This is a genomic window from Natronorubrum tibetense GA33, from assembly GCF_000383975.1.
Lineage (GTDB): Archaea > Halobacteriota > Halobacteria > Halobacteriales > Natrialbaceae > Natronorubrum > Natronorubrum tibetense.
The window spans coordinates 940,130-964,018 of sequence record NZ_KB913017.1; the positions used below are offsets into that span (position 1 = coordinate 940,130).

Genomic DNA, 23,889 nt, shown 5'->3' on the forward strand with positions numbered 1-23,889 from the left:
GCTGCTCGCGAATTTGCTCGCAGCAAAAGTATAGCGGGAGGTAGATTTGAACTACCGGTCTGCGGGTTATGAGCCCGCCGGAATCTCCTGGCTATCCCATCCCGCTATCACATCATAACCGAGTCCACCAGATAAGGGTTGTGATTCGGACGCCGTATGCGGGTTTCTACCGTTAGTCCTGATGGACCTTCCACGTGTAGAGGCTCTCACAGGTGTAATTGACGAAGAATCCGATCGCGACTCCGATCAGGTTTGCCGCCAGATACCAGATGCCGAACCCGATGGTCAAAACTGCAAGCACCGACAGCGTCACCAGGAAGCCGGCGAACCGAACCGCGTTCGAGCGAGCGAACCGCTTTCCGAGGGCTCGAGGCGTCATCGCGCCGTACTCCGAGAAGGTCCACCGTTCGTTGACCGCGAAGATGACCACGATCGATAGCTCCCAAGAAATTATCTTCGCGCCCACGGGCCCGAGGCTGGTCAGTTCGACGAGCAAGACGAGGACGAGGTTGTCGACGGCCGCGCCAACGATCCCGACACCGGCGAACTGGCTAAACCGTGCGGTCGAGCACAGCGCACGAAAGCGCGTCCGGATGGCCTCTGATAGCGATCCACTCATCGTACGCACCGTCGGTCGATCGCCCGTCGTCTCCAGCGAGCGTGCATGCGAGCGTATGTTCAGTGGCTCCGGCATCGGTATCGGTGTTATGATTCAGGCGTAAACTCCGGAACTCGCGGGCACGCGCGAAGAAAAAAGAATTAAGCATCGACTGGTAAATCTCGAGCGAGACGCAGCGAGACACACCGCAGCGAACGAGACAGCGAGTTCGACCCGGAAACGCTCCGATCGGGGTGAGACTCGAGACGATTCGAAAACCAGCCCGCTGAACAGCTTGCTCCTCGAGTCAGATCGCGAGGTCGGCTTTCGGACGAACGACATCGACATCCTCGGCGTCGACGCGGTCCACGTCGAGAAAGTGAGGCGTGTAGTTTCGTTTCTCGTAGTCTTCGTACTCGTCTTCGGTGCCGACCGTACACCACAGCTGGACCTGTTCTGGGCCGTGCCACTCTCCGTTTCGGTTGATCCCGAAACAGACCAGCTCCGACCCGTCGTAGTCGATGATGGCCCCCTTCCGGATCCCGGGATCGCCGTGGATGATGACCTGCTTCATACGCCAGCCTACTCGTGACGGTGGATTAAGCCCTTCGGAGTATCCGTCCGGCGGTCGACCGCCCACACGAAAGTCAACCGTGTAGCCAAAGCATCGACCGCACTTCGATTCCTCGCGAACGAATACGCCATCCGATCGGCCGACGGCGACGAACCAAACGGGTTTTAAACGGCGCTGTCTTAGCCCACGCCAAGTGAGATAACCATGCAGATGCCACGCCGATTCAATACGTACTGCCCGCACTGCAACGCACACCACGAACACGAAGTCGAGAAGGCCCGTTCCGGTCGTTCCTCGGGGATGAAATGGGACGCTCGCCGTACCCGGCGAAACTCCTCGTCGATCGGTAACTCCGGTCGCTTCTCGAAGGTGCCGGCCGGCGAAAAGCCCACCAAGAAGACCGACCTCAAGTACCGCTGCAGCGACTGCGGCAAGGCCCACCTCCGACAGGGATGGCGCGCCGGCCGACTCGAGTTCCAGGAGTGATTACAATGGCAGGAAATTTCTACAGCGTCCGATGCAGTGACTGCGAGAACGAACAGACCGTCTTCGGCAAAGCCTCGAGCGAGGTCGCCTGTGCCGTTTGTGGCACGACGCTCGCCCGACCGACGGGTGGCAAAGCCGAGATCGACCACGAGATCTTAGAAACAGTCGAGTCACGATGAAGTACAGCGGCTGGCCCGATCCCGGCGAACTGGTCGTCGGCAAGATCGACGAGATCGAAGATTTCGGTGTCTTCGTCGATCTCGAGGAGTATCAGGACAAACGCGGCCTGATCCACATCTCCGAGGTCGCGAGCGGCTGGATCAAAAACGTCCGCGATCACGTCCGTGAAGGCCAGATCGTCGTCTGCAAGGTCCTCGAGATCGACGAGAGCTCCCAGCAGATCGACCTCTCGCTGAAAGACGTCAACGACCACCAGCGCTCGGATAAGATCCAGGACTGGAAGAACGAGCAAAAGGCCGACAACTGGATGGGAATCGCCCTCGGCGAGGACGTCGACGACGAGAGCTACACCGCCGTCGCCAACGAACTGATCGCCATCCACGGAAGCCTCTACGACGGCTTCAAGCAGGCCGCGATCCACGGCGAAGAGGCCCTCGAGGACACCGATCTCTCCGACGACGAGATCGACTCGCTCGTCGAGACGGCCCGCGAGAACGTCTCGGTGCCGTACGTCAACGTCACCGGCTACGTCGACTTGGAGAACGCCTCGCCAAGCGGCGTCGACGGTATCCGCGATGCCCTCGAGGCCGCCGAAGGGAACGGAGAGGTGCCCGACGAAGTCGACCTCGAGGTCAGCTACGTCGGCGCTCCGGAGTACCGCATCAAGGTGAAAGCGCCCAACTACAAGACCGCCGAGTCCCAGCTCGAGGAGAGCGCTCGACGAGCGGTCGCCGCGATCGAATCCGAGGACGGCGAGGGCGAGTACCACCGCGAGCGACGAACCGACGACGAGTAACGCATGAAGTCGGATATCCGGGTGTGTTCGGCGTGGCGCGACGCACACGACCGCCCGGTGTACACGCTTTCTGCGAGCTGTCCGGAGTGCGGTGCCGACGCGGAGAACAGCGCCCCTGCACCGTTCGATCCGAACGACCCACACGGCGAGTACCGACGGTCTCTTAAACGTCGCAATCGCTGATAGGGTATGGACGAACTCGAGATCGACGCAGTCGCCGAGGTCGAGCTGGACGACCCCGTCCTCGTCGAGGGGCTGCCGGGTGTCGGTCACGTCGGAAGTCTTGCCGTCGAGCACCTGCTCGAGGAACTCGAGGGCGACAGTACGCTCGTACGCCGGATCTACTCCCACGAGTTCCCGCCGCAGGTAAGCGTCGAGGACGGCGTTTCGGAGCTCACCTGTGCGAAACTCCACGCCGTCACCGTTCCCGACGGTCGTGATCTCCTGTTGCTGACCGGCGACCATCAGGCCCAGACCAACGAGGGACACTACGTGCTAACCGACGCCTTCCTCGATATCGCAGAGGAGTTCGGCGCAGGCGAGGTGTACGCCCTTGGCGGCGTCCCGACCGGCGAACTCATCGACGAGTACGCCGTCGTCGGCGCGGTCAGCGACGAGTCGATGCTCGAATCGCTCGAGGACGTCGGCGTCGAGTTCCGCGAGGACGAACCCGCGGGCGGCATCGTCGGCGTCTCGGGGCTCATGCTCGGACTGGGCGAGCGCCGCGGCTTCGAGGCCGCCTGTTTGATGGGCGAGACCAGCGGCTATCTGGTCGATCCGAAAAGCGCTCGTGCGGTGCTCGAAGTGTTAGCGGAGCGACTCGGCTTCGACCTCGAGTACGAGTCCTTAGACGAGCGCGCCGACGAGATGGAGGACGTCATCGGCAAGATCCAGGAGATGGAGCAACAACAGCAGATGGACGTCCCGACGGACGACGATCTGCGCTACATCGGCTAGGTCGACAGGTTACGAACCGACTCTTTTCGGCAATTACGATTGCGATCCTCGCGTCGTCTGTGGGCGAAACAGCGCGCAGTTCGGACACCAGACGGTGCCGTCGGTGCGGGCGATCTTCTTTCCGTGACAGTCGGAACAGCGCTCCGCCGAATACTGAGTCATACGATCTCGAGAATGAATTGCCCCGAGTGTTCATCTACCTTTCGGTGAAATTAACGTTCGAATCGAGTGACACTCTTCGGTCGACGACGGTTCGACGCCGGGCAGAGTAGAGAGAAGCGATCGGGTACCGGCAGGGCCGATCACGCGTCCCCGTCCGGCGCAAGCCCTTCGAACACGCGACAGGCGTTTTTCGAGAACGCTCGCCATAACTTGTCTTCGGAGACGTCGAGTGTGAGGATATCCATGACCGCGACGTCGGGATGGCAGGCTGGGGCCCCGCTGCCGAACAGCACTCGATCGGGATGCTCGAGCAGCGCCCGCTCGAGCAGATCCCGGTACCGGACGAAACTCGTCTCGAGGTAACAGTCGTCGTAGGCGTCGAGCAAATCCACCATCTCGTGCATGCGCGAGCGCTCGAGCGGGTGGCCGCCAAAATGGGCGACGACAACGGGGAACGAGCGCCCGAGCAGCGTCGCTGCGAGGGTCTCGGGCGGGGCGTCGACCCCGCCGCGGACGATGACGGGGAGATCGACGCTCTCGAGCGTGGCGAGGACGTCCTCGTCGGGGTAGCCATCGGCGGTGGTATCGATGACGAAACCATGAAAGCGGTCGTCGTACGCGTACTTCTCGACGTCTTCGGGAGTCGTATGGAACTCCTGACGGCTGCTAATTGCGTTTCGGAACCGTCCCGTTACGGAAGTGCCCGCCCGCTCGGTCCCGTTTATCCGGGCGACGGCGACGAACGGGCGGTCGACGCTGCGGCGGGCGACGCCGTTGTTCGCCGCGACGTAGCTCGTCTCCGCGCTGGCAGGCGGGAAGACGATCGATCTGGTGATTCCGGCCTGGTGCATCTCCCGCTCGAGTCGATCGGGAGTGACTGGCTGTCCCCCGAACTCCGCCGCCATCCCGTCCGGCGCCAATCCTGCGTAGACGTCGACGATGCGAAATCCGTGTTCCAGTTCCAGCATTCCTTGCGCACTCTTTTCAGTCGAGACATATTTCCCTACCGGCCCCGTGACAGTCACAAGAGGCGGTATTCGGACGGCTGCCGGCAGTGCAATCGCCAGACGGAGTGGGGACGGGAGCGGAACACTTATATAGAAGTGCTGACGACATAGTTAGTGAGGATTCAACTATGGCACAACAGCGACGCATGGGCGGGCAGCCTATGTTCATTATGAGCGAGGATAGCCAGCGAACGCAGGGTCGCGACGCCCAGTCGTCGAACATTATGGCCGGCAAGGCGGTTGCCGAAGCCGTACGGACGACGCTCGGACCCCGCGGTATGGACAAGATGCTCGTCGACTCCGCCGGCGAGGTCGTCATCACCAACGACGGGGCGACGATTCTCAACGAGATGGACATCGAGCACCCCGCGGCCCAGATGATCGTCGAGGTTGCCGACTCCCAGGAGGAGGAGGTCGGTGACGGAACGACGACTGCGGCCGTAGTCGCCGGCAATCTGCTCGGCGAGGCCGAAGACCTCATCGAACAGGACGTCCACGCGACGACGATCGTCGAGGGTTATCACGAGGCCTCCGAAATCGCCCTCGAGGCAATCGCCGAACAGATCAGCGAAGATGCCGTCGATGACGAGGTGCTCAAGCAGGTCGGCGAATCGAGCATGACCGGCAAAGGAACCGGCGGTCTCACCGCCGAGTCGCTGGCCGAGACGGTCGTCGAAGCGATCCGCCACGTCGAGACCGACGACGGCGTCGCTCGCGACAACGTCACCGTCCACACGCAGGTCGGTGCCTCCTCGAACGCGACGGAGCTCGTTCCCGGCATCGTCATCGACGAAGAGCCCGCCCACGAGGGCATGCCCAGCGAGGTCGAGGACGCGTCGATCGCGGTTCTCGACGTCGAACTCGGCGTCCGCACGGGCGATATCGACGCCGAGTACGCCATCGACTCGATCGATCAGCTCAACACGGCCATCGACGCCGAGGAGAGCGAGGTTCGGGGCTACGCCGAGACCGTCGCCGAGAGCGGGGCCGACGTCGTCTTCACGACCGACGACGTCGACGACCGCGTCAGCAACTACCTCGCCAACGAGGGCGTCCTCGTCTTCGAGAACATCGGCAACAGCGACGCTCGAGACATCGTCTCCGCGACGGGCGCTCGCCGCGTCGGTGCCCTCGACGACTTAGAGGAGTCCGACTTCGGCCACGCCGACCGCATCCGGAGCGAGAACTTCGGCGACGACGACCTCGCGTTCATCGAGGGCGGCGCGGCGGCCGAGACCGTCACCGTCTTCGTCCGTGGCGGTACCGAACACGTCGTCGACGAACTCGAGCGCGCCATCGGCGACGCACTCGACGTCGTGGCGACCGCACTCGCCTCCGGCGAGGTCGTCCCCGGCGCCGGCGCGACCGAGATCGCCATCGCGGACAAGATCCGTCAGGAAGCCGCGGGCATCGAGGGCCGCAAACAGCTCGCCGTGACGGCCTTCGCCGACGCGCTCGACGTGATCCCGCGAACGCTCGCCGCCAACACCGGCCAGGACCCCATCGACGCACTCGTGGACCTTCGTGCCGCCCACGAATCCGAGGGCCGCGCCGGCCTGATCACCGACGGAGAGACCGTCACCATCGACGACCCATTCGAGTACGGCGTCGTCGACCCTGCCGACGTCAAACGTGAAGCCATCGAGAGCGCGACCGAGGCCGCGACGATGATCGTCCGCATCGACGACGTCATCGCCGCCGAGTAACGCCGTCGCTCACCGTTTTTCGTTTTGCATCGAGTGTAGTGACAGTCGTGCGGCCAGCAATGTTATATGTTGACATGGCGAAATACACACCGTATCATGTCAGGAACGACTCGAGATCGGCTGACGCCGGTCAGTAAGACGGTTGACCGTCAGCTCTACTACGACGAGGGCCACGGAACGTATCACGCGTGGTGTCCCGACGTGGACTACGAGCCGGTGAGCACGGGACTCGTGATGGCCGTCTCGTCGATCCTCGAGACCGATCCAGCCGATCTCGAGTCGCTCTCGGCCTCCATCGATCCCGACGCGCTGAACGCCCTCGTCGGCCACTGGAGTGAACGCGAGCCACAGGGTGGGCGGAACTCGATCGCGTTTTCGTTCGCCGACTGTCTCATTACCGTCTACGCCGACGGCGAAATTGTAATCGATCCCGACCGCCCCGTCGACGAATCAATCGGTGCGTAATCGGTTGCGCACCGAGCGCGGCCGTCGTCGGTCGGCTCCGTTCGTATCGTCCGTTCACTCGCTATCAGTGAGATCGTTACTGCAGTCAGCGGTAGCCGCGGTCTCGAGAACCACCCGATCGCTAGCCGCGAGTGCGAATGCCTCGTCTCCCCGCCCCCGATTGACATCGAGTTCTACGTAGCCCTGGCTGCCGACGGTGGCGAGTTTTTCACCGGCGGGGACCGCGGCGAACGTCTCGCCGACGGGTATAGTATCACCGTTCGCGACGATCCGCTCCCGTCCGGCGAGGAATCCCCCCGGAACGTTCGTGACGACGTTTCCGAAGCCGTCGACGACCAGCACCTCCCCCGTCGCGCAGTCGTGTTCTCCCGCTGGCCCGGTCTCGAGCGTCGCCTCCGGGAGCACGAGATCAACGGGAGCGCCCGAAAACGGCGCGAGCCACTCGAGGTCACCGAGGGCCTCGAGCGCGGAGTCATGAACTCCCGCTGCGGCGGGCGCGAAGACATCCCGGCCGTGGAACGTGTTGCTCGCGGGTCCCGCAGTCGCATCCTCCGGGTCGGTGGAATCCGCTGTCGCCGATCGCTGTGTGCCGGCTGGTTCGACGGGCTCGAGACGACGCTCGTCGATGACGTAGTACTCGAGGTCGGCGTCGCCGGCGAGTCGGCGCGCGGCGGGGAGCAGGACGCCGTTATCGGGACCGACGAGCGCGTGCTCGCCCGCACGGACGACTAGCGCGTTGCGGTCGGTGCCGACGCCGGGATCGACGACGACGAGGTGGGTCGCCGGCGGAAAGTAGGGAAGCGTTTCGCGGAGCCAGAAGGCGGCGGCACGAACGTCCTGACGGGGGAAGTCGTGGGCGACATCTACCAGCCTGCAATCGGTTCGCTGGAGAATAACGCCCTTCATCGCCGCGGGGTACGGCGAACCGAAATCCGACGCGAGCGTGATCATGTGCCGTCGTAGCGTTCGATCGAAGAAAGGCGATTCGGAACGGTCGTTCGGAGCGGCTACGGGCGGACAGTGCTTCGCAACGATGTGAGACCCCACGCTCCGATCCACAGGCAGACCGACGTGAAAAAGAGGACGAACGCCGCGTGTCCATCCAGTCCGGCTACTGACTCGAGACCGACTACCGACCCGATCGGCGGAGGTGAACGGAATCCGATGGTCCAGAACTCCGCAAAGAGAACGACGATCGGAAAGCTCACGACGGCGAGGACGATCGCACCGCACTCGAGACAGCAGACGAGGAGGGTTCCGACGCCGACGTCGAGATCGACACCGGATCGCGTCGCGTCGAGTACCGCTCGAACGACCACGAATCCCGGCGGCAGACCGGCGCTCAGCAGCGTCAACGGGACCAAATACATCGTGAGGCTCTGCATCCACTCGCTGAGCCAACCGAACCCCTGAATCGGCGTTGTCGCCTCCAGCGCGATGGCGATAACCGTTAGACTCCCGCCGAGGATCGGAAGGCCGACGAGCAGTACCGCCGTCAAGACCCATCCCGAGAAGAACCGTGACCGATCTCGCCCTCGAGAGCCGTCCGGGACCGGGGTCGAGTGCATCTCACTCGCCGTTCGAGTCCGAGCCGCTGATCATTTGGATGCGTTCGATGCCCCCGATTTCGCCGATGACGCCGGCTACGGCTTCGGGAACCAGTGTCTCCCAGTCGCCGCCGTGGATCATCCGTTGGCGGACTTCGCTCCCCTCGAGCACCTCGCGGTTGAACATCGGCGACTGGCGGATCTCGATGTCGGCCTCGCGAAACAGCTGGATGACCAGCGGGTTGTTCGAGTAGGCGACGTCGAAGTCCGGACTCATGCTCTGGACGTGGCTCACCCAGACCGAGTTGCGCTCTAAGTCCTCGATCGGGACGGCGTAGGTCACGAGATCGTGATCGACGAGCGACTTCGTGATCATCATGATCCGTTCGCCGGCCGTGAACGGGTTTCGGATCGTGTGTGAGTCGTCAGCGCTCCCGATGCCGAGTACGAGTTCGTCGACGTCGTCGGCGATCTGCTCGACCATGCTGAGGTGGCCGTCGTGGAACGGCTGAAAGCGGCCGATGTAGAACCCCCGGGTCATGCCGGACAGTGTTCGGGCCGCGTGCTTAAGCGTGGCGAGTTTTCCAGCGGCTGAACGGCCGTCTTTGCCGGCGTCTCGAGCGACCGCATGACTGGGAGCGAGTACCACACATCTTGCGGGCTCGACACGACCGCATGAAAACGAGGCGGAAAGACTAATCCCGCCTTTCGACGCCTGTAGGTGCCGGTTTCAGGCACTGTCACCATACTCCGCATGGAGAAAGTATATCAGTCCCAATCCCTTCGAATCAGGTACTGAACAGAGTTCTATGAGTAACGATACGAACGTTGACGACCCTCCCGAAGACGCCCCTTCCACTGAGCCTGACGAGGAGCAGGCACAGCCTCGGTCCCAGGACCAGGAGTCGGTGCGTCAGGGAGAACGGTCGCCGCCTGAGGAGGACGGTGACCGGCGCGACGACGTCGACGACGGTGACCAACAGGAGGAGATCGACGACGGCGACGAGTTCGACGACCCGATCGACGAGTTCGATCGGGAGTCGACCGACGAGGACGACGACATCGAAACCGTCGAAGATCTCGGGAGTACGGTCGACGTCGATCCGGGCGTCGAGATCGACGAGGAGAACGCCGAGGACGATCTACTCGGCGGTCTCAAGGTCGACTCGACGGCAGATATCGAGGTTCCGGATCGGCTCGTCGACCAGGTCATCGGTCAGGACGAAGCACGGGATATCATCATCAAGGCGGCCAAGCAGCGACGGCACGTGATGATGATCGGCTCCCCGGGTACCGGGAAGTCGATGCTGGCGAAAGCGATGAGCCAGTTGCTCCCGAAAGAGGATCTCCAGGACGTCTTAGTCTACCACAACCCAGACGACGGCAACGAGCCGAAGGTCCGAACCGTCCCCGCCGGCAAAGGAGAACAGATCATCGACGCCCACAAGGAGGAAGCTCGCAAGCGCAACCAGATGCGCTCGATCCTGATGTGGGTCATCATCGCGATCATCATCGGCTACGCGATTCTCAGCCCCGCCAGCATTCTGCTCGGCATTCTCGCGGCGGGTATCGTCTGGCTGATCTTCCGCTACACGTCCCGCGGCACGGACGCCATGGTGCCGAACATGATCGTCAACAACGGCGATCAGCGCACCGCACCGTTCGAGGACGCGACCGGTGCCCACGCCGGCGCACTGCTGGGCGACGTTCGCCACGACCCCTTCCAGTCCGGTGGGATGGAAACCCCGAGCCACGACCGCGTCGAACCCGGCTCGATCCACCAGTCCAACAAGGGCGTGCTGTTCGTCGACGAGATGAACACGCTCGACATCCGCACCCAACAGAAGCTGATGACCGCGATTCAGGAGGGCGAGTTCGCCATCACTGGCCAGTCCGAGCGCTCCTCGGGTGCGATGGTCCAGACCGAACCCGTCCCCTGTGACTTCATCATGATCGCGGCGGGGAACTTAGACGCGATGGAGAACATGCACCCCGCGCTCCGCTCGCGAATCAAGGGCTACGGCTACGAAGTCTACATGGAGGACACCATCGAGGACACCCCCGAGATGCGCCGGAAGTACGCCCGCTTCATCGCCCAGGAGGTCGAACGCGACGGCCGACTGCCCCACTTTACCCGCGAGGCCGTCGAGGAGCTCATCCTCGAGGCCAAACGCCGCGCCGGCCGGAAGGAACACCTCACGCTGCACTTCCGGAACCTCGGCGGACTGGTCCGCGTCGCAGGCGACATCGCCCGCGCCGAGGATCGGGAACACACGACTCGAGAGGACGTCCTGCAGGCCAAGCGCCGCTCCCGGTCGATCGAGCAACAGCTCGCCGACGACTACATCGAGCGCCGCAAGGACTACGAACTGCAGGTCACCGACGACGGCGTCGAGGGCCGCGTCAACGGACTCGCCGTCATGGGCGAGGACTCCGGGATCATGCTCCCCGTGATGGCCGAAATCGCCCCCGCACAGGGTGGCGGACAGGTCATCGCGACGGGACAGCTAAAGGAGATGGCCGAGGAGTCCGTCCAGAACGTCTCGGCGATCATCAAGAAGTTCTCCGACGTGGACCTCTCGGAGAAGGACATCCACATCCAGTTCGTCCAGGCCGGCGAAGGCGGCGTCGACGGCGACTCCGCCTCGATTACGGTGGCAACCGCCGTTATCAGCGCCTTAGAGGACATTCCGGTCGATCAGTCGATTGCGATGACCGGCTCGCTGTCGGTTCGGGGCGACGTGCTCCCCGTCGGCGGCGTCACCCACAAGATCGAAGCCGCCGCGAAGGCCGGCTGCGAAAAGGTCATCATCCCCGCTGCAAACGAGCAGGACGTGATGATCGAAGACGAGTACAAGGAGATGATCGAGATCATCCCGTGTTCGAACATTAGCGAAGTGTTAGATGTCGCGCTGATGGGCGAACCGAAAAAAGACTCGCTGGTCGACCGCCTCAAGTCGATCACTGGCTCGGCCTTCGAGGGCAGCCAGAGCGGCGTCGGCTCCGCCAGCGGCTCGAACCCGAGTCCGCAATAGATGGCCGACTGGGCGACGTTCGCCGGTATTACGGGCGTCGTCCTCGTGTTATTGCTGGTTTTATCGTATCTGACGCAGTCAGCGTTCGACGACGGCTCGAAGCCGGATACTGCCCGTGACTCGAGCGGCAGTCTCGACCCCGAACCGAGCGCGGACCTCGACTCGTCGACGCACACCGAACCAACAGACTCCCGTTCGGACATCGGGACCGACGATCCGGTTGCGACCGGTCGTGACGGACCGCTCGAGCGAGATGCGAATCCTGCTACCCCCGACGTCGAATTCGGCGAGCGGACCGAGGCCACCCCGATCGATTCCGAGCACCATTCCCGTCCCGAACGCGGACAGCGCGCCGATCGACCGACCGAAGTCGATCCTCGATCGCTGTCGACGGGAGAACTTCTGGCGAATGTCGCGCTCTCGCAGGGGCTGTTTGCCCTCGTCCTGCTCGGTGCCGTGATCTACACGGGGATTCCGGCCGACGCGCTGGGAATCGAGTTTTCGACTGGCTACCTCGAGCAGGGACTGCTGCTGGGAACGGCGTTCGGTCTCGTATTGTACGTCGCGAACGAAATCGGTGCCGCGGCGGCGACCCGGTTCGGCTTCGATCACGACGAAGAGCTTCGAGAACTGCTCGCGCCGGATTCGGCGCGGGGGTGGTCCGCCCTCCTGCTGGTCGTGCTTCCCATCATCGCCGTCTTCGAGGAACTGCTCTTTCGCGCGGCGCTGATCGGGGTCATCGCAGCCGGCTTCGGCGTCTCGCCGTGGCTGCTCGCCGTCGTCTCCTCGGTCGCGTTCGCCGTCGGCCACGGCATGCAGGGATCGGTCGGTGTCGTCGTCACGGGCCTGCTCGGATTCGTCCTGGCGGCGATTTTCATCGTCACGGGGAGTTTCCTCGCGGTCGTCGTCGCACACTACCTGGTCAACGCCCTCGAGTTCGTCGTCCACGAGGGGCTGGGCTTCGACTGGGCCCAAACCCTCGAAAGCTAAGGGTTGTGACCTGCTGGGTGTGGGTATGAACGGGCTCGACGACGTTCCGGACACGGTCTATCGGGCGATCTTCTCCGGGATTATCCTCTACTTCGCACTGCTGTTGTACGCACAGGCGACGGGCGACTCTCTGGCGGCGTTCGCCTCGGAGTTCGTCTTCGGCGTGATCGCTATCGGCGTGGGAACGATTCTGTACCTGCAGGCCGAGACGGATCGCGGCTCGTGGGTAATTCCCGGGGCGGCCGTCTGTCTCGTCCTCGGCGGCATGTTCCAGTTCGCGTTCCTGTTTACCCGCATCCCGGTGCTCGATCAGGTGTCATCGATCATCGTCTTCGTCGGGATCGGGCTCTACATCTACGCGGTCTGGTACACCGACTAACGCGTAGCCGCGGATTGACATCCTCCCCGCCCTGAAGGGCGAGGATTCTCACGGCACCGCGCCGCTGGGTTGGGATATTGTGGTTTACGACGTTACCTGTTCTTGAGGCGCGAATGCGCCAGTTTCCTTGTCAAACAGGAACGCCGATGGCTGTGCCAACCAGCCGTTACTCCTATTCACTGACAAACTCGGTGAACTCGGAGATACTTTCTGTCGGATGTTCTCAGCACCGTTCACGTCTGCGTTCGCTGTCGTCCCACATTCATCGCAGACGTACAACCCGCGCTCGACACGGTTCGCCTTCCGCGTGCGACCACAGCACGAACACGACTTCGACGTGTCACGCTCGGACACCTCCTTGACGGTGATCCCTACCATCTCAGCCTTGTAGGTGAGCAACTCCGTGAAGCGGTCGAACGCCCACGAGTGGAGATCGAGATTGCCATGCCGACCCCAGTTTTCCGACTCACCGTTCTCGTCGTCCTCACGGATGTCGGAGAGATCACCAACCACGATTGTTCCAACGCCTTCCTCAACACACCGCTGAACGATGTGTTTTGAGAGCGCATGGAAGTAGTGGGTGCGGCGAGCCGACTTCTTCTGATTCAGCCGCATGGCTTGCTCAGAGTCCGAGTCGTCACACCGCGCGAGCCGCTTGCTGAAGTAGTAGTCATCCTGCTTCAGACAGTTCAACGGATACAGCTCGCTGTGGCCATCCTCGTAGGCTAACGCGGCAAAGTTGTTGATGCCGAGATCGATGCCGACAGTGTGATCGCCGGGCGACTCAGACACCTCAATCTCCACCTTACAGACGAAGTGGAGTTCCCATTCATCCCCTGTCCAAACCGTCTTCACTTGTTGGACGTTCTCCACGGTAGAGAGGTCAACGTCGGGACGAGTTTGGAATTTGCAGAGGATGAAGTCCGACCAATACTCTTTGAGATTCGATCCCTGTGAGAGTCGAACGCGATTGTACTGGGTGTCGAGTTTGAAGCCGGCGGCTTTGAACGTCACCGTCGAGTGCGGGTGATCGTCGTTGCGTTTGCGGTAGCCGGGCGGATTTGCTCTCGTGTCTCCGTTGCGTCGTTTGCCGTACCAGCCGTTGAACGCTTCAGCGAGTTCTTGAAGGACTCGCTGACTTGACTGAGAATGCAGGTCATCATAGCGTTCGTGGGTCTTGAGATACGCGGTGAGTTCGTTGTGATTTGGGATGTGACCGATTTCGTCCCAGATCCGACTGCATGTCCACCGCCCGACGTTCCAGAGTTTCGAGGCTGCGAACCCGAGGGCGTCAAGACCGTCCGACACCCGTGACTGGTTCCGAATGGAAGCAGTATAGGTGCGCGTGACGACCTTTTTTGCCATACGTAACCTATGACAGCGATCCTACTTAACAGTGGCTATTGTCAAAGCGTGGAATATCCTGCCGTGCCTTCGAACGGTGGACTATGGAGGAGTTGTCGGATTCATCCCCGCGCTGAAGCGCGAGGCTTTCTCCTTGACTCTCCGTAACATGTGTTCGCCTGTGGTCGGCGAAGTAACACGCATGCTATCGATTTTCGAGCACTGTGTGTCCGACCATCTCGAGTTGAGACTACAGGCCTTCGAGCGACCGCAACTTCTGTTCGACGGCCGGCGGCGCGGCGCTCGGCCCGTCGCGCACGCGGTGGTCGGGAATCAAGATCGGGGTCGGGTTCCCATCGAGGGCCGTCCGAACGAGGATGAGGTCGTCCTCGTCGTCGGGATCGAGTTCGGGGGTCATCCGCGCGAGGGCGTCGACGCTGACCTGCTCGCCGTAGGGGATTCCGCGGACCTGCTTCAAGACCGCGCGCTGGTCGGTCGGGACGGTCAGGGCCACCTGGAGTTCGTCGAAGTGGACCTCCTCCAGTCCCTCGAGGTAGTCGAAGATTTGCTCGAGGACGGGGTGGTCCTCCTGGGCCTCCTCGTCGGGCAGGTCGGGAAACGAGACGCTCAGGACACGGCCGCTCGCGGCCCCGAGCTGGACGTATCGATCGAGATACGATGATTCTCGCGCGTAGATTCCGGCGTCCGTGACGTCCTCCATATTCCTGCGTAAGTGGTAGGGCCTTGAATAATCGCCGGTCGCCGTTTTCGTCCACTCAGTCCCAGAAATTCGGAGCAGTCAGCCGCTCACCGGCTCCCACCGATTCTGACGGGCCATCGTAAACGCCGCCGACGCTGGCACCGATGAAGACCACACCCTCCCCAGCCGCCTGCGGTCCTCGCTCCATCCGTCGCTGCGGTCCTCGGCCCTCGCACGCCGTCGGCGACGGACCCTCGCTCACTTTTCGAGGTGCTCGCACGGCTCGCACCTCGCAACGCTCGGCTCCGTCGACAGCGCGCGCCACCGCACGTGGGGGTCGATCGGCCGAAATCTCGGTAGTTGCCCGGGTTCGACTCGTTCCGATGGCGCAAAGCTTTTGTACATATGAGTACGTCGATGTACAACAATGAACTCTCGAACAGATCTCGCGCCCGCGGTGGCGTCGATCCTCGAGGCCGCCCGAGAGCGGCCGGGAGGCGACGGCCTCGTGGACGTCGACGCGCGATCGTTACCCGATGCGCTCGCGCGCGCGGAGGCCGACGGTCGCGTTCCGGTAATCGCGGAAGTAAAGCCCACGAGCCCGACCGCCGACGGCACGCGCGACGACGATCCCGTCGAACTGGCCGAGGCGATGGTTGCGGGCGGCGCGGCGGCGATCTCGGTCCTCACCGAGCCGACTCACTTCGGCGGCTCACCCGAGTCGCTGACTCGCATTCGCGATGCCGTCGACGTCCCCGTCCTGCGAAAGGACTTCGTGCTCGAGGAAGCACAGATGGACGTCGTCGAAGCCGATCTGCTCCTGTTGATCGTCCGGTTCGTGGACGTTCGCGAATCGGACGATTCGCGAGCCAGTCAGAACGCCGTGCGTTCTGACGCTGATCTGGAAGGACTCATCGCGGCCGCGCACGAGCGCGGCTTCCAGCCGCTGGTCGAGGTCCATGACCGCGCGGAACTCGAGACTGCCCTCGAGGCCGGTGCCGAAATCATCGGCGTGAACAATCGGGACCTGGCGCGACTCGAGGTGGACCTCGAAACCTTCGAGTCCGTGAGCCCCCACGCGAGACAGGCTTCGGACGAGGTAACGCTGATCGCCGAGAGCGGCGTGTCGACCCCTGCGGACGTTCGCCGGATGCGGGAGGCGGGCGCCGACGCGCTCCTGATCGGCAGCGCGATTATGGACCACGCTTCGGACGACAGCGACGTGGCCGAGAACACCCAGCGGTTGGTTCAAGCGGAAAACAGGGCGAACGGAGGAAACACATGAGCACAAGCGACCACGATAACGAACGCACTCGAGAGCGCGATAGCGAGGCAACCTTCGGTGACTACGGCGGGCAGTACGTCCCCGAGGCCCTGATGCCGGCGGTCCAGGAACTCGAGGACGCCTACGAACGCTACGTCCTCGAAAACGAGGACGGCTTCATGGATGAGTTCCACGACCGAATGCGGGATTTCGGCGGCCGACCGACGCCGCTGCAGCGCGCGGAACGCCTCAGCGAGCGCTACGACCGCGAGATCTACCTCAAGCGCGAGGATCTGCTCCACGGCGGCGCCCACAAACTCAACAACGCGCTCGGACAGGTTCTACTGGCCAAGTATATGGGCAAAGAGCGGATCATCGCCGAGACCGGCGCCGGCCAACACGGCACGGCGACCGCGATGGCGGCGGCCCACCTCGATATGCCCTGTGAGATCTACATGGGCCGAACCGACATCAACCGTCAGCGACCGAACGTCTACCGGATGCGGATGAACGGTGCCGAGGTAAACCCGGTCACGGCGGGCAGCGGAACCCTGAAGGAGGCGATCAACGAGACGATGCGCGACTGGGCGACGACCGTCGAACGGACCCACTACGTTATCGGCTCCGTGGTCGGTCCGCACCCGTTCCCGAAACTCGTTCGGGACTTCCAGTCCGTTATCAGCCAGGAGGCCCGCAAGCAGATTCGGGAGAAGGCGGGCCGACTCCCAGACAGTGTCGTCGCCTGCGCGGGCGGCGGCTCGAACACGATGGGGACGTTCCACGAGTTCGTTCTTGACGAGGACGTGGACCTGTACGCCGTCGAGGCCGGCGGCTCGAGCCTCGAGATCGACGAGGAAAACGCGCTGGCCCCGAACTCGGCGACGCTCTCGACGGGAACGGACGGCGTGCTCCACGGCGCGATGACGAAACTCCTCCAGAGCGAGGACGGGCAAATCATGGAATCACACAGCGTGAGCGCCGGACTGGACTACGCCGGCGTCGGGCCCGAACTCTCCCATCTCGTCGATATCGGACGCGTCACCCCCGTGAGCGTCGACGACGAGGCGGCACTCAACGGCTTCCACCGGCTCTCGAACCTCGAGGGGATTATCCCCGCGCTCGAGTCGAGTCACGCGCTCGGATATCTCGAACGCGCGGCGGGACCCGCCGCGGATGGGTCGAGCGGGCAAAGCCCGCGAGACGAGAACGACGACGATCTCGGCGAAGTCATCGTCGTCAACGTCTCCGGACGGGGCGACAAGGATCTCGAGACGGTGCTCGAGGAGACGGAGAAGCGTGATCTCGAGGCCGCTCCCGAAGTGGAGGTGTTCGATAGATGACGAGCGAGGATCGACGACTGGAGGGAGGAGAGCCTCGGGAAACGCGAGTGGGGAGCGACGGTGGAAAGCGACCCGCGAGCGCCGACTACGACAGCGACGTCGAGGCCGCCATCCGCGAGAACCATCCTGCACTCATCACCTATCTCGCCGTCGGCGATCCGTCGATCGAGGAGACGAAGGCGTACGTCGAAGCGCTCGACCGCGGCGGCTCGGACCTGATCGAACTCGGCCTGCCGTTCTCGGAACCGATCGCCGAGGGGCCGACGATTCAGGCGTCGATCAACCGCGCGCTCGAGGCCGGCACCACCTCCGAAGCGTTCTTCGAGTTGGTCGAGGACCTCGAGACGGAGGCGACGCTGCTGGTCATGACGTACTACAACAAGATCTTACAATACGGTGACGAACCCGATGTGGGGCCGTTCGTGAAACGAGCGGCGGAAGTCGGTCTCTCGGGAATCATCGTCCCCGATCTGCCCGCGGAGGAGGCCGACCCACTGCGCGAGGCATGTGACGAACACGGTCTCGATCTGATCTTCATCATCGCGCCGACGACCGAGGGCGAGCGCCTCGAGACGATCATGTCTCGGGTCTCTGGCTTCGCTTACGTCCAGGCCCGACTCGGAACGACCGGCGCTCGAGGCGACGTCTCGTCGGCGACCCACGACAGCCTGACACGTCTGTCCGAATACGAGGTCCCCAAGGCGGTCGGGTTCGGCGTCAGCGAGGGCGACCACGCGGCCGAGATCGTCGAGGCCGGTGCCGACGGCGTCATCGTCGGCAGCGCGCTGATCGACATCGTCGCTTCGAGCGACGACCCCGCGGCCGCACTCGAGGCCAAAGCCGAAGAGCTCAAACGCGGCGCCGTTCGCGGATCCGAAACCGTCACGAACGATACGGAAGATGCACCGGAACCAGAACAGCCATAACTGCAAGCTTGCTACACTCCCGCAATGACTACCACAGGCATCGACGCACGACTCGACAGAATCGGTACAAACGACTCGTACGTGATCATTCCGATGGATCACGGCATCACGATGGGGGCGGTTCAGGGGCTGAAAGACATCGAATCGACGATCGACGGTGTCACCAGCGGCGGTGCGGATGCGGTCCTCACGCAGAAAGGAATCGCACCTCGCGTCCACGAGCACAAGAACGGAAAAGGGTACATCGTCCATCTCAACGGCTCGACGACGATCGGTCCCGACGAGCAAGACAAGCGACTGACCGGGACCGTCGAGGAGGCCGTCCGTGTTGGTGCCGACGCCGTCTCCTTCCACATCAACGTCGGCTCGGACCACGAACCCGACCAGATTTCCCAGCTCTCGGAGATCACGGCGAACGCCCAGCGACTCGGCATTCCGGTGCTGGCGATGGCCTACGCCCGCGGTCCGGGCGTCGACTCCGAGGATCCCGAAGCGCTCGGCCACGCCGTCCGTCTCGCGGAAGAACTCGGCGCTGATATCGTCAAGACAGGCTACAGCGGCGACGCCGAGAGCTTCCAACACGTCGTGGAATCGACTCGGCTACCGGTCGTTATCGCCGGCGGCTCGAAAGGAACTGACCGCGAGACCGTCGAGATGGTCCGCGGCGTGATGGACGCCGGTGGCTCCGGCGTCTCGATGGGGCGATCGATCTTCCAGCACGAGAATCCGGAGGCCATCGCAAAGGCCGTCGCCGGCGTCGTCCACCACGATCTCTCGACCGACGACGCGCTCGCCAAGGCCGGACTCGCGCTCGAGGCCTGAGCACCACGTCTTTTACTCTCTGTGGCCAACCGCTACCGATGGAACGGGCCGCTCGGTAGCGGTTCGCAACTGGCCTGTGCGTGACCACCAATTATTACGGCCACTCGCCTATCCGACAGTCGTGACGCCAGCGTCGTTTCGGACCCACCGACTCGCGGAAACCGACACCGGCCACTACACCGAACTGCTGTCCGACAACGGGAGCAACGACGAGGTGCTCGTCTGTGCCGCCCACGGCGGACACGTCGAGCCCGGCACCGCCGAACAGGCGCTCGATCTCGCCGCTCGACTCCCTCAGGCCAGCTGCTGGGCCTGCCTTGGCTACGACAGGCAGGGAAGCCCGTTCGAACTGTGGCATCCGCCCTCGAGCGCCTTCTCGCCCGACGACTACCCTCTCCTCGCCGAAATCGCCGACCGAGGCTTCGAGACCGTCGTCAGCTTCCACGGGCTCGGCGACGACCGAGTGCTCGTCGGCGGCGGGATCGACGCCGGCACGAAACGCGCCGTCAGCGATCGACTCGAGAACGTAGTGACGCCACCCGTCGAACCGGTCTCGACGGGCCCGTACGCCGGCGTCAGCTCGAACAACTTCGTCAACTGGCTCGCTCGAGACGGCGGCGGCCTCCAACTCGAGCAGAGCCGCACCGTCCGCATCGACGAACGCGACGCCGTCAATTCCGTACTCGAGGGACTCCTCGAGGCTGGCGTGCTCTGAGCGAGGAGCCGTCAGTCGACGTTTCTCGACCCGATCCCGAGCGGGTCCGCCCCAGCGAGTTCCGAGACGACTGCTCCACCGACGCGCGCGGCGTTCTCGATCCCCAGCGCGAGACTGGCAGGGTTCCCGTCGAAGCTCTCCGCGACCGACTGGCCGGGCGCCGCCCGATCGTAGTTCGAGACGGCGCGGACGCTCAGGTACCGCTCGCGCAGGCCGAATCGCTCGAGGGCCGTTGCCGTCGCGGCATCTTCCATTTGGGTCGTCACGTAGGGGCCAACACCGTACCGCTCGCAGAGCCACTGAACCTCCCGCGCGTAGCGAGGGCCGTGCCAGAACTCGTCGCCGCAGACGGTCGTCCCTCGTTCGATCGTCGGTCCCGCGTCGGGGGCGTTCGAATACGATCGTTGGTAGTCGCGAGCGTCGGCGTCTTCGCACAGGTCGACGTCTCGGGCGGCCTCGAGCGCGCAGTCGACGACGGCCTCCTCGAGCCGGTGGATGTAATCCCGCGGTCGGTACGCGAGGAGGTCGATGGGGCGCTCTTCGATGGAGTGGTCCTCGGTGGACGCTTCCGACGCGGAATCCGTTCCGGCGGCGTCGGATCGATGATCCCACCGGTGCTTTCGGTCCCAGTCGACGACGGCGTCCGCAATCGCGACCGAGCCGAGCGCCGTCGTCTCCGGCGACGAGCCGGCGATACCGCAGGAGACGACGTACGTCGACTCGAGGTCCACACCCGGGTTCGACAGAATAGCGGTGACGGTCGTCGCCGCGTCGCTCTTGCCGATTCCGGTGGTCGTGACGGCGATTCCGGAGTCAGTCACGTAGACGGGGGTCTCCGCGCCCGGTATCTCGAGGGCGCCGACGAGGTCGTCGCGCTCGAGCCACGGTCGGCGTTCATCGAGCGGGTCCTCGAACGCCGCGGTGAGGACCAGTGCGTCGGGAGCGATCGGGTCTTCCGGGTCGGGATCTCGAGGCACCGGCAGCGGTCTGTCAGTTGGAGTCATGGCTGGTTTGCACGGAACGGGTAATTGCGTTGTATACCCCTCTCGTTGCGTGAAAGGACTTGGTACATGTGATGTAACGTGTTACATGTATGTAACGGACCTGGGGTCGCCTCGGATTCACGGCGCAACCGGAACACCTTCGAAATCCGCCTTCCATTTCCGAGTGTGACCGACGAGGACCTCACGATCGACGACGAAATCGTCGCTCGAGCCCGGATCCACGCCCGTGAGGTGCTTTGCGACCACGACCTCGAGATCGATCGCGCGTCCCTCGAGTGGGAGGTCACCACGCGCGCCCGTCGTCGCGCGGGGGCCTGCCGTTGGAACGCGAGCCGCGAGGTCGCGACGATCGTGCTGACGCGACAGGCGTACGAACGCTACGAGTGGGAGACGTTCGCGGGCGTCGTCAGACACGAACTCGTCCACGCCTGGGAGTTTCAGCAGTACGGCGAGTCGGGACACGGCTCGCGGTTTCGCGAGCAGGCGGCGCGCCTCGAGGCCCCCAGACACTGCGAGACGTTTTCGGAGCCGCGGTACGTCCTCCGTTGTCTTGCGAGCGACTGCGACTGGTCTGCGAGACGCCATCAGGCCTCGAAACCGGTAAAATCGCCCGACCAGTATCGGTGTGGATCCTGTGGCAGCGATATCGAGGTGGAACACGCCGATAGCGGACGGGCGTGGACGTCCGCGAGCGGGTTCGGTGGGACGAAGGCGGCGCTCGGGGACGATTGGTGAGGGACGAGATTCGGGCGAAGCGAGAATCTCGGAATAGCGATCGGGGAGCGGTGCGAGGTCTGAGCGGAGCGAAGACCTCGATGCGAACGGAGAGCGAGAGCGAGCCGTGAGCGAAGCGACCCGCGAGCAGCGAGATTCGAACCGAGTGAGAACCTCGGAACGGCGAGTCAACCGCGGAACACTTATTCGACTTCCCCTGTCTGTTTCAGCTATGGGACTACTCGAGTTGATGCTGGGCCAGTCAGGACCCGGCGAACAGGGAGTCGAGGGACGGTCGTACAAACTGCCGAAGGAGACCCACGACTTCGTCTACCCGGTCGCCGTGCGCTCGCGGGAACTCGAGGCGTTCGTCCAGCTCCTCGAGACTGAGAGCGACGCGCCGTCGCTCGAGGACAACACCGACGAACTGCAGGACGTCTTCGACGATGTGCTCGGCGACGTGGAGATTGACGCCTCGGAGCTGGCCGAACGGCAGCGAAAGCCGCGACTCGAGACCGAAGCGATCGTCGACCACTGGCGCGGGCAGGTCACGGACGACGTCGGCGTCGTCTACGCTCGCGTGGACACCTATCCGACGCTGCTCTCGTTCGTCAAACGCTGCAAACAGCGCGACGAGCAGGCCGACGACCCGTTCGAACTCCCCGAGAACTTCGGCGACGGAGCCGCGTTGCTGAAGCGACTCGAGACCGCGACGAACGATCAGTATCGGGCCGTCGTCCACACGGATCTGCTCCCGCCCGAGAAGTAAGGCGACGGTCGCGCGCTCGCGTCGGTTAGTCGGCCGCCGTCCCCCGTTCGGAAGCCACGCGGCGAGTCCACCGCCATCGATACACGGCATACACCGTCGCCACTAGCAGCGTACCGACGAATCCAAGGAGCCACGCGATGGCGGCGTACCCGACGAAAACGTTCTCGTACGGTCCGAGAACGTCCCGTGGCGGTTCGATTGCCCACGGTCCGAAGTGGACGACGGTGACGACGAGACAAAGCGTCCCCAGCAGGACGGCCCAGTACCCTGCCCCGACCCGCTCCGTGAGCGTTAGATAGAGCCCGACCGCGATGAGCGGGTAGACCGCGAGGGTGTAGGTGAAGACCGTAACCTCGGGAATCAGCGGCCAGCCGACGTGATTTCCTCGAACGATGTGATCGAGATGGTGTCCGATTCCGAAGACCGTCGCGAGGGTGATCAGCGCATAGAGGCGCGTATCAACGGTTGCCAGTTCCGACTGCTCGCTTTCGTTCTCGCGACGACGGTGCGTGTTGCTGGACGTCTCGGACATAGCTAGAATCAGTTCGAGCAGCTGTGAATATATTGCCCCAACATGATAGTCGTTGGTGAATCAGCTCTTTTGAAAGCAATCAATCGTCCGCAAGTGGGTGCTACTGTATCCGGGTTCCTTTCCGTTCCGGACCGGTCAGGAACCACTTGACCAGCGCCGCTTCGCCTCGGCGGAGCGTCGTGCTCGCCGTCGCCTTATCGATCTCGAGCGTTTCGGCGAGTGCCGCGAGCGTACACTCCCTCGGGACTTCGAAGTACCCCTCTCGGACAGCGGCCTCGAGGAGTTCGCGCTGGCGATCAGTCAGTAACGTGCCCGAATCCGTCGTGCTGACTACTGATTGCAGTTCGTACGACACGTCAGCCGCCTCGAGCGTTGTCCGCAGCTGCTCGAGTTCCGCACGCGTCCCGGTGAGATCGAACTCGAACCAGCCGTTCCGGGCGACGACCGGGAACTCGACGGGCAACGACGACAGTTCGACGAACTCGTAGAGATCCGTGTCAGTCGTCTCGTACTTGCTGAGCACGCGTCTCTCGGTCGACTCCAACAGTTCGAACTGGGTGATCGCGGGGTGCGTGCGCAGCGCGTCGACGACCGTATCCGGTTCGTCCGTGCGTATCTCCCCGAGTTCGATCGCCGTCTCGCCCATCTGGTAGCCCGCCAAAAGCGTAAACCTCGCGTCGGGAAACGTCCGTGAAACGTCCGTCAGCCACACACCCTCGGGGAGGCTGATCAGAAACTGTGCACGGATCATGGATCGTCGGAAGTGACAGCCGAGCGGTCGTCGACAACGGGTCTGTGACGGTCTTTGCCGAGCTGAGATCGGACGATCGAGCGAAGCGTCAACATGTTGGGGTCACTGGCAAGCTCTCTCCCCACG

30 protein-coding genes and 1 tRNA gene are annotated in these 23,889 nt (G+C 63.4%); 17 read left to right on the forward strand and 14 right to left on the reverse strand.

Features of this window, described 5'->3' with window-relative positions; all coding sequences use genetic code 11:
• Positions 1-31: 31 nt before the first annotated feature.
• The 3 genes from NATTI_RS0104900 to NATTI_RS0104910 all read right to left on the reverse strand — a co-directional run bounded on the left by NATTI_RS0104900 (position 32) and on the right by NATTI_RS0104910 (position 1,172).
• A tRNA-Met gene (locus NATTI_RS0104900) sits at positions 32-106 on the reverse strand.
• 66 nt (positions 107-172) lie between these two features.
• The gene (locus NATTI_RS0104905; protein ID WP_027119061.1) at positions 173-619 is read right to left on the reverse strand and encodes a GtrA family protein; all 447 of its coding nucleotides are present in this window, start codon (positions 617-619) and stop codon (positions 173-175) included.
• A gap of 286 nt (positions 620-905) precedes the next feature.
• On the reverse strand, positions 906-1,172 hold the full coding sequence (locus tag NATTI_RS0104910) for an HAH_0734 family protein (protein ID WP_006089163.1): 267 nt from the start codon (positions 1,170-1,172) through the stop codon (positions 906-908).
• Positions 1,173-1,376: 204 nt separating this feature from the next.
• Here NATTI_RS0104910 and NATTI_RS0104915 point away from each other — a divergent pair, with 204 nt between their 5' ends.
• Genes NATTI_RS0104915 through NATTI_RS0104935 form a run of 5 tightly spaced genes read left to right on the forward strand, consistent with a single transcriptional unit; the run spans position 1,377 to position 3,591 of the window.
• Entirely contained in the window at positions 1,377-1,658 is a 282-nt protein-coding gene (locus tag NATTI_RS0104915; protein ID WP_006089162.1) for a 50S ribosomal protein L44e, read from the forward strand.
• Between the two features lie 5 nt (positions 1,659-1,663).
• On the forward strand, positions 1,664-1,837 hold the full coding sequence (locus tag NATTI_RS0104920) for a 30S ribosomal protein S27e (RefSeq protein ID WP_006089161.1): 174 nt from the start codon (positions 1,664-1,666) through the stop codon (positions 1,835-1,837).
• Positions 1,834-2,634, forward strand: coding sequence for a translation initiation factor IF-2 subunit alpha (locus NATTI_RS0104925; protein WP_006089160.1), 801 nt, complete (start codon positions 1,834-1,836; stop codon positions 2,632-2,634). Before NATTI_RS0104920 ends, NATTI_RS0104925 begins: the two co-directional genes overlap by 4 nt.
• 3 nt (positions 2,635-2,637) lie before the next feature.
• On the forward strand, positions 2,638-2,817 hold the full coding sequence (locus NATTI_RS0104930; protein ID WP_006089159.1) for an RNA-protein complex protein Nop10: 180 nt from the start codon (positions 2,638-2,640) through the stop codon (positions 2,815-2,817).
• 6 nt (positions 2,818-2,823) lie between these two features.
• Positions 2,824-3,591, forward strand: coding sequence for a proteasome assembly chaperone family protein (locus tag NATTI_RS0104935; RefSeq protein ID WP_006089158.1), 768 nt, complete (start codon positions 2,824-2,826; stop codon positions 3,589-3,591).
• 33 nt (positions 3,592-3,624) lie between these two features.
• On the opposite strand, the gene NATTI_RS27290 is transcribed toward NATTI_RS0104935, so the two are convergent.
• Together NATTI_RS27290 and NATTI_RS0104945 are read right to left on the reverse strand one after the other, a co-directional pair.
• Positions 3,625-3,753: a hypothetical protein gene (locus NATTI_RS27290; RefSeq protein ID WP_006089157.1), complete on the reverse strand. Its 129-nt coding sequence runs from the start codon at positions 3,751-3,753 to the stop codon at positions 3,625-3,627.
• 140 nt (positions 3,754-3,893) lie between these two features.
• Positions 3,894-4,721: an amidohydrolase family protein gene (locus tag NATTI_RS0104945; RefSeq protein WP_006089156.1), complete on the reverse strand. Its 828-nt coding sequence runs from the start codon at positions 4,719-4,721 to the stop codon at positions 3,894-3,896.
• A gap of 200 nt (positions 4,722-4,921) precedes the next feature.
• On the opposite strand from NATTI_RS0104945, the gene thsA reads away from it, so the two are divergent.
• The gene (thsA, locus tag NATTI_RS0104950; RefSeq protein WP_006089155.1) at positions 4,922-6,466 is read left to right on the forward strand and encodes a thermosome subunit alpha; all 1,545 of its coding nucleotides are present in this window, start codon (positions 4,922-4,924) and stop codon (positions 6,464-6,466) included.
• A gap of 96 nt (positions 6,467-6,562) precedes the next feature.
• Positions 6,563-6,931 carry a HalOD1 output domain-containing protein gene (locus NATTI_RS0104955; RefSeq protein ID WP_006089154.1) on the forward strand — a complete coding sequence of 123 codons (369 nt, stop codon included), beginning with the start codon at positions 6,563-6,565 and terminating at the stop codon, positions 6,929-6,931.
• A gap of 54 nt (positions 6,932-6,985) precedes the next feature.
• On the opposite strand, the gene NATTI_RS0104960 is transcribed toward NATTI_RS0104955, so the two are convergent.
• From NATTI_RS0104960 to NATTI_RS0104970, 3 genes are read right to left on the reverse strand one after another with little or no spacing between them, the layout of a single operon-like run.
• Complete coding sequence (locus NATTI_RS0104960; RefSeq protein ID WP_006089153.1) at positions 6,986-7,882, reverse strand: SAM hydrolase/SAM-dependent halogenase family protein; 897 nt, start codon at positions 7,880-7,882, stop codon at positions 6,986-6,988.
• Positions 7,883-7,938: 56 nt separating this feature from the next.
• The gene (locus tag NATTI_RS0104965) at positions 7,939-8,499 is read right to left on the reverse strand and encodes a hypothetical protein (protein ID WP_006089152.1); all 561 of its coding nucleotides are present in this window, start codon (positions 8,497-8,499) and stop codon (positions 7,939-7,941) included.
• 1 nt (position 8,500) lies between these two features.
• Positions 8,501-9,019: a nicotinamide-nucleotide adenylyltransferase gene (locus NATTI_RS0104970; protein WP_006089151.1), complete on the reverse strand. Its 519-nt coding sequence runs from the start codon at positions 9,017-9,019 to the stop codon at positions 8,501-8,503.
• Positions 9,020-9,287: 268 nt separating this feature from the next.
• Here NATTI_RS0104970 and lonB point away from each other — a divergent pair, with 268 nt between their 5' ends.
• From lonB to NATTI_RS0104985, 3 genes are read left to right on the forward strand one after another with little or no spacing between them, the layout of a single operon-like run.
• On the forward strand, positions 9,288-11,513 hold the full coding sequence (gene lonB, locus NATTI_RS0104975) for an ATP-dependent protease LonB (protein ID WP_006089150.1): 2,226 nt from the start codon (positions 9,288-9,290) through the stop codon (positions 11,511-11,513).
• Positions 11,514-12,503: a CPBP family intramembrane glutamic endopeptidase gene (locus NATTI_RS0104980; RefSeq protein ID WP_006089149.1), complete on the forward strand. Its 990-nt coding sequence runs from the start codon at positions 11,514-11,516 to the stop codon at positions 12,501-12,503.
• A 25-nt stretch (positions 12,504-12,528) separates the two neighbouring features.
• Positions 12,529-12,882, forward strand: a complete 354-nt coding sequence (locus tag NATTI_RS0104985; protein ID WP_006089148.1) for a hypothetical protein — start codon at positions 12,529-12,531, stop codon at positions 12,880-12,882.
• Between the two features lie 84 nt (positions 12,883-12,966).
• Here the strand turns inward: NATTI_RS0104985 and NATTI_RS0104990 are convergent, their stop codons facing one another.
• The 3 genes from NATTI_RS0104990 to NATTI_RS27295 form a co-directional block, all read right to left on the reverse strand.
• Entirely contained in the window at positions 12,967-14,247 is a 1,281-nt protein-coding gene (locus tag NATTI_RS0104990) for an RNA-guided endonuclease InsQ/TnpB family protein (RefSeq protein WP_006089147.1), read from the reverse strand.
• A 229-nt stretch (positions 14,248-14,476) separates the two neighbouring features.
• Positions 14,477-14,947 (reverse strand): MGMT family protein, encoded by a 471-nt coding sequence (locus NATTI_RS0104995; protein ID WP_006089146.1) that lies wholly within the window; start codon positions 14,945-14,947, stop codon positions 14,477-14,479.
• Positions 14,948-15,002: 55 nt separating this feature from the next.
• Positions 15,003-15,134, reverse strand: coding sequence for a hypothetical protein (locus NATTI_RS27295; protein ID WP_275040236.1), 132 nt, complete (start codon positions 15,132-15,134; stop codon positions 15,003-15,005).
• 219 nt (positions 15,135-15,353) lie between these two features.
• Here NATTI_RS27295 and trpC point away from each other — a divergent pair, with 219 nt between their 5' ends.
• The 5 genes from trpC to NATTI_RS0105020 all read left to right on the forward strand — a co-directional run bounded on the left by trpC (position 15,354) and on the right by NATTI_RS0105020 (position 19,993).
• On the forward strand, positions 15,354-16,211 hold the full coding sequence (gene trpC, locus NATTI_RS0105000; RefSeq protein ID WP_006089145.1) for an indole-3-glycerol phosphate synthase: 858 nt from the start codon (positions 15,354-15,356) through the stop codon (positions 16,209-16,211).
• Positions 16,208-17,530: a tryptophan synthase subunit beta gene (gene trpB / locus NATTI_RS0105005; protein ID WP_006089144.1), complete on the forward strand. Its 1,323-nt coding sequence runs from the start codon at positions 16,208-16,210 to the stop codon at positions 17,528-17,530. Before trpC ends, trpB begins: the two co-directional genes overlap by 4 nt.
• Entirely contained in the window at positions 17,527-18,456 is a 930-nt protein-coding gene (gene trpA / locus NATTI_RS0105010) for a tryptophan synthase subunit alpha (protein WP_006089143.1), read from the forward strand. The genes trpB and trpA overlap by 4 nt, the downstream gene beginning before the upstream one ends.
• Before the next feature lie 24 nt (positions 18,457-18,480).
• Positions 18,481-19,278: a 2-amino-3,7-dideoxy-D-threo-hept-6-ulosonate synthase gene (locus NATTI_RS0105015; RefSeq protein WP_006089142.1), complete on the forward strand. Its 798-nt coding sequence runs from the start codon at positions 18,481-18,483 to the stop codon at positions 19,276-19,278.
• A 121-nt stretch (positions 19,279-19,399) separates the two neighbouring features.
• The gene (locus NATTI_RS0105020; RefSeq protein ID WP_006089141.1) at positions 19,400-19,993 is read left to right on the forward strand and encodes a poly-gamma-glutamate hydrolase family protein; all 594 of its coding nucleotides are present in this window, start codon (positions 19,400-19,402) and stop codon (positions 19,991-19,993) included.
• A gap of 11 nt (positions 19,994-20,004) precedes the next feature.
• Here the strand turns inward: NATTI_RS0105020 and NATTI_RS0105025 are convergent, their stop codons facing one another.
• On the reverse strand, positions 20,005-20,997 hold the full coding sequence (locus tag NATTI_RS0105025) for a phosphorylase family protein (protein WP_020657228.1): 993 nt from the start codon (positions 20,995-20,997) through the stop codon (positions 20,005-20,007).
• A 165-nt stretch (positions 20,998-21,162) separates the two neighbouring features.
• On the opposite strand from NATTI_RS0105025, the gene NATTI_RS0105030 reads away from it, so the two are divergent.
• Positions 21,163-21,732 (forward strand): SprT family zinc-dependent metalloprotease, encoded by a 570-nt coding sequence (locus NATTI_RS0105030; RefSeq protein WP_006089139.1) that lies wholly within the window; start codon positions 21,163-21,165, stop codon positions 21,730-21,732.
• Between the two features lie 211 nt (positions 21,733-21,943).
• Positions 21,944-22,480 (forward strand): hypothetical protein, encoded by a 537-nt coding sequence (locus NATTI_RS0105035; RefSeq protein ID WP_006089138.1) that lies wholly within the window; start codon positions 21,944-21,946, stop codon positions 22,478-22,480.
• A gap of 25 nt (positions 22,481-22,505) precedes the next feature.
• Here NATTI_RS0105035 and NATTI_RS0105040 read toward each other — a convergent pair whose 3' ends face one another.
• Together NATTI_RS0105040 and NATTI_RS0105045 are read right to left on the reverse strand one after the other, a co-directional pair.
• Entirely contained in the window at positions 22,506-23,012 is a 507-nt protein-coding gene (locus NATTI_RS0105040) for a hypothetical protein (protein WP_006089137.1), read from the reverse strand.
• A 100-nt stretch (positions 23,013-23,112) separates the two neighbouring features.
• On the reverse strand, positions 23,113-23,763 hold the full coding sequence (locus NATTI_RS0105045; RefSeq protein ID WP_006089136.1) for a helix-turn-helix domain-containing protein: 651 nt from the start codon (positions 23,761-23,763) through the stop codon (positions 23,113-23,115).
• Positions 23,764-23,889 lie beyond the last annotated feature (126 nt).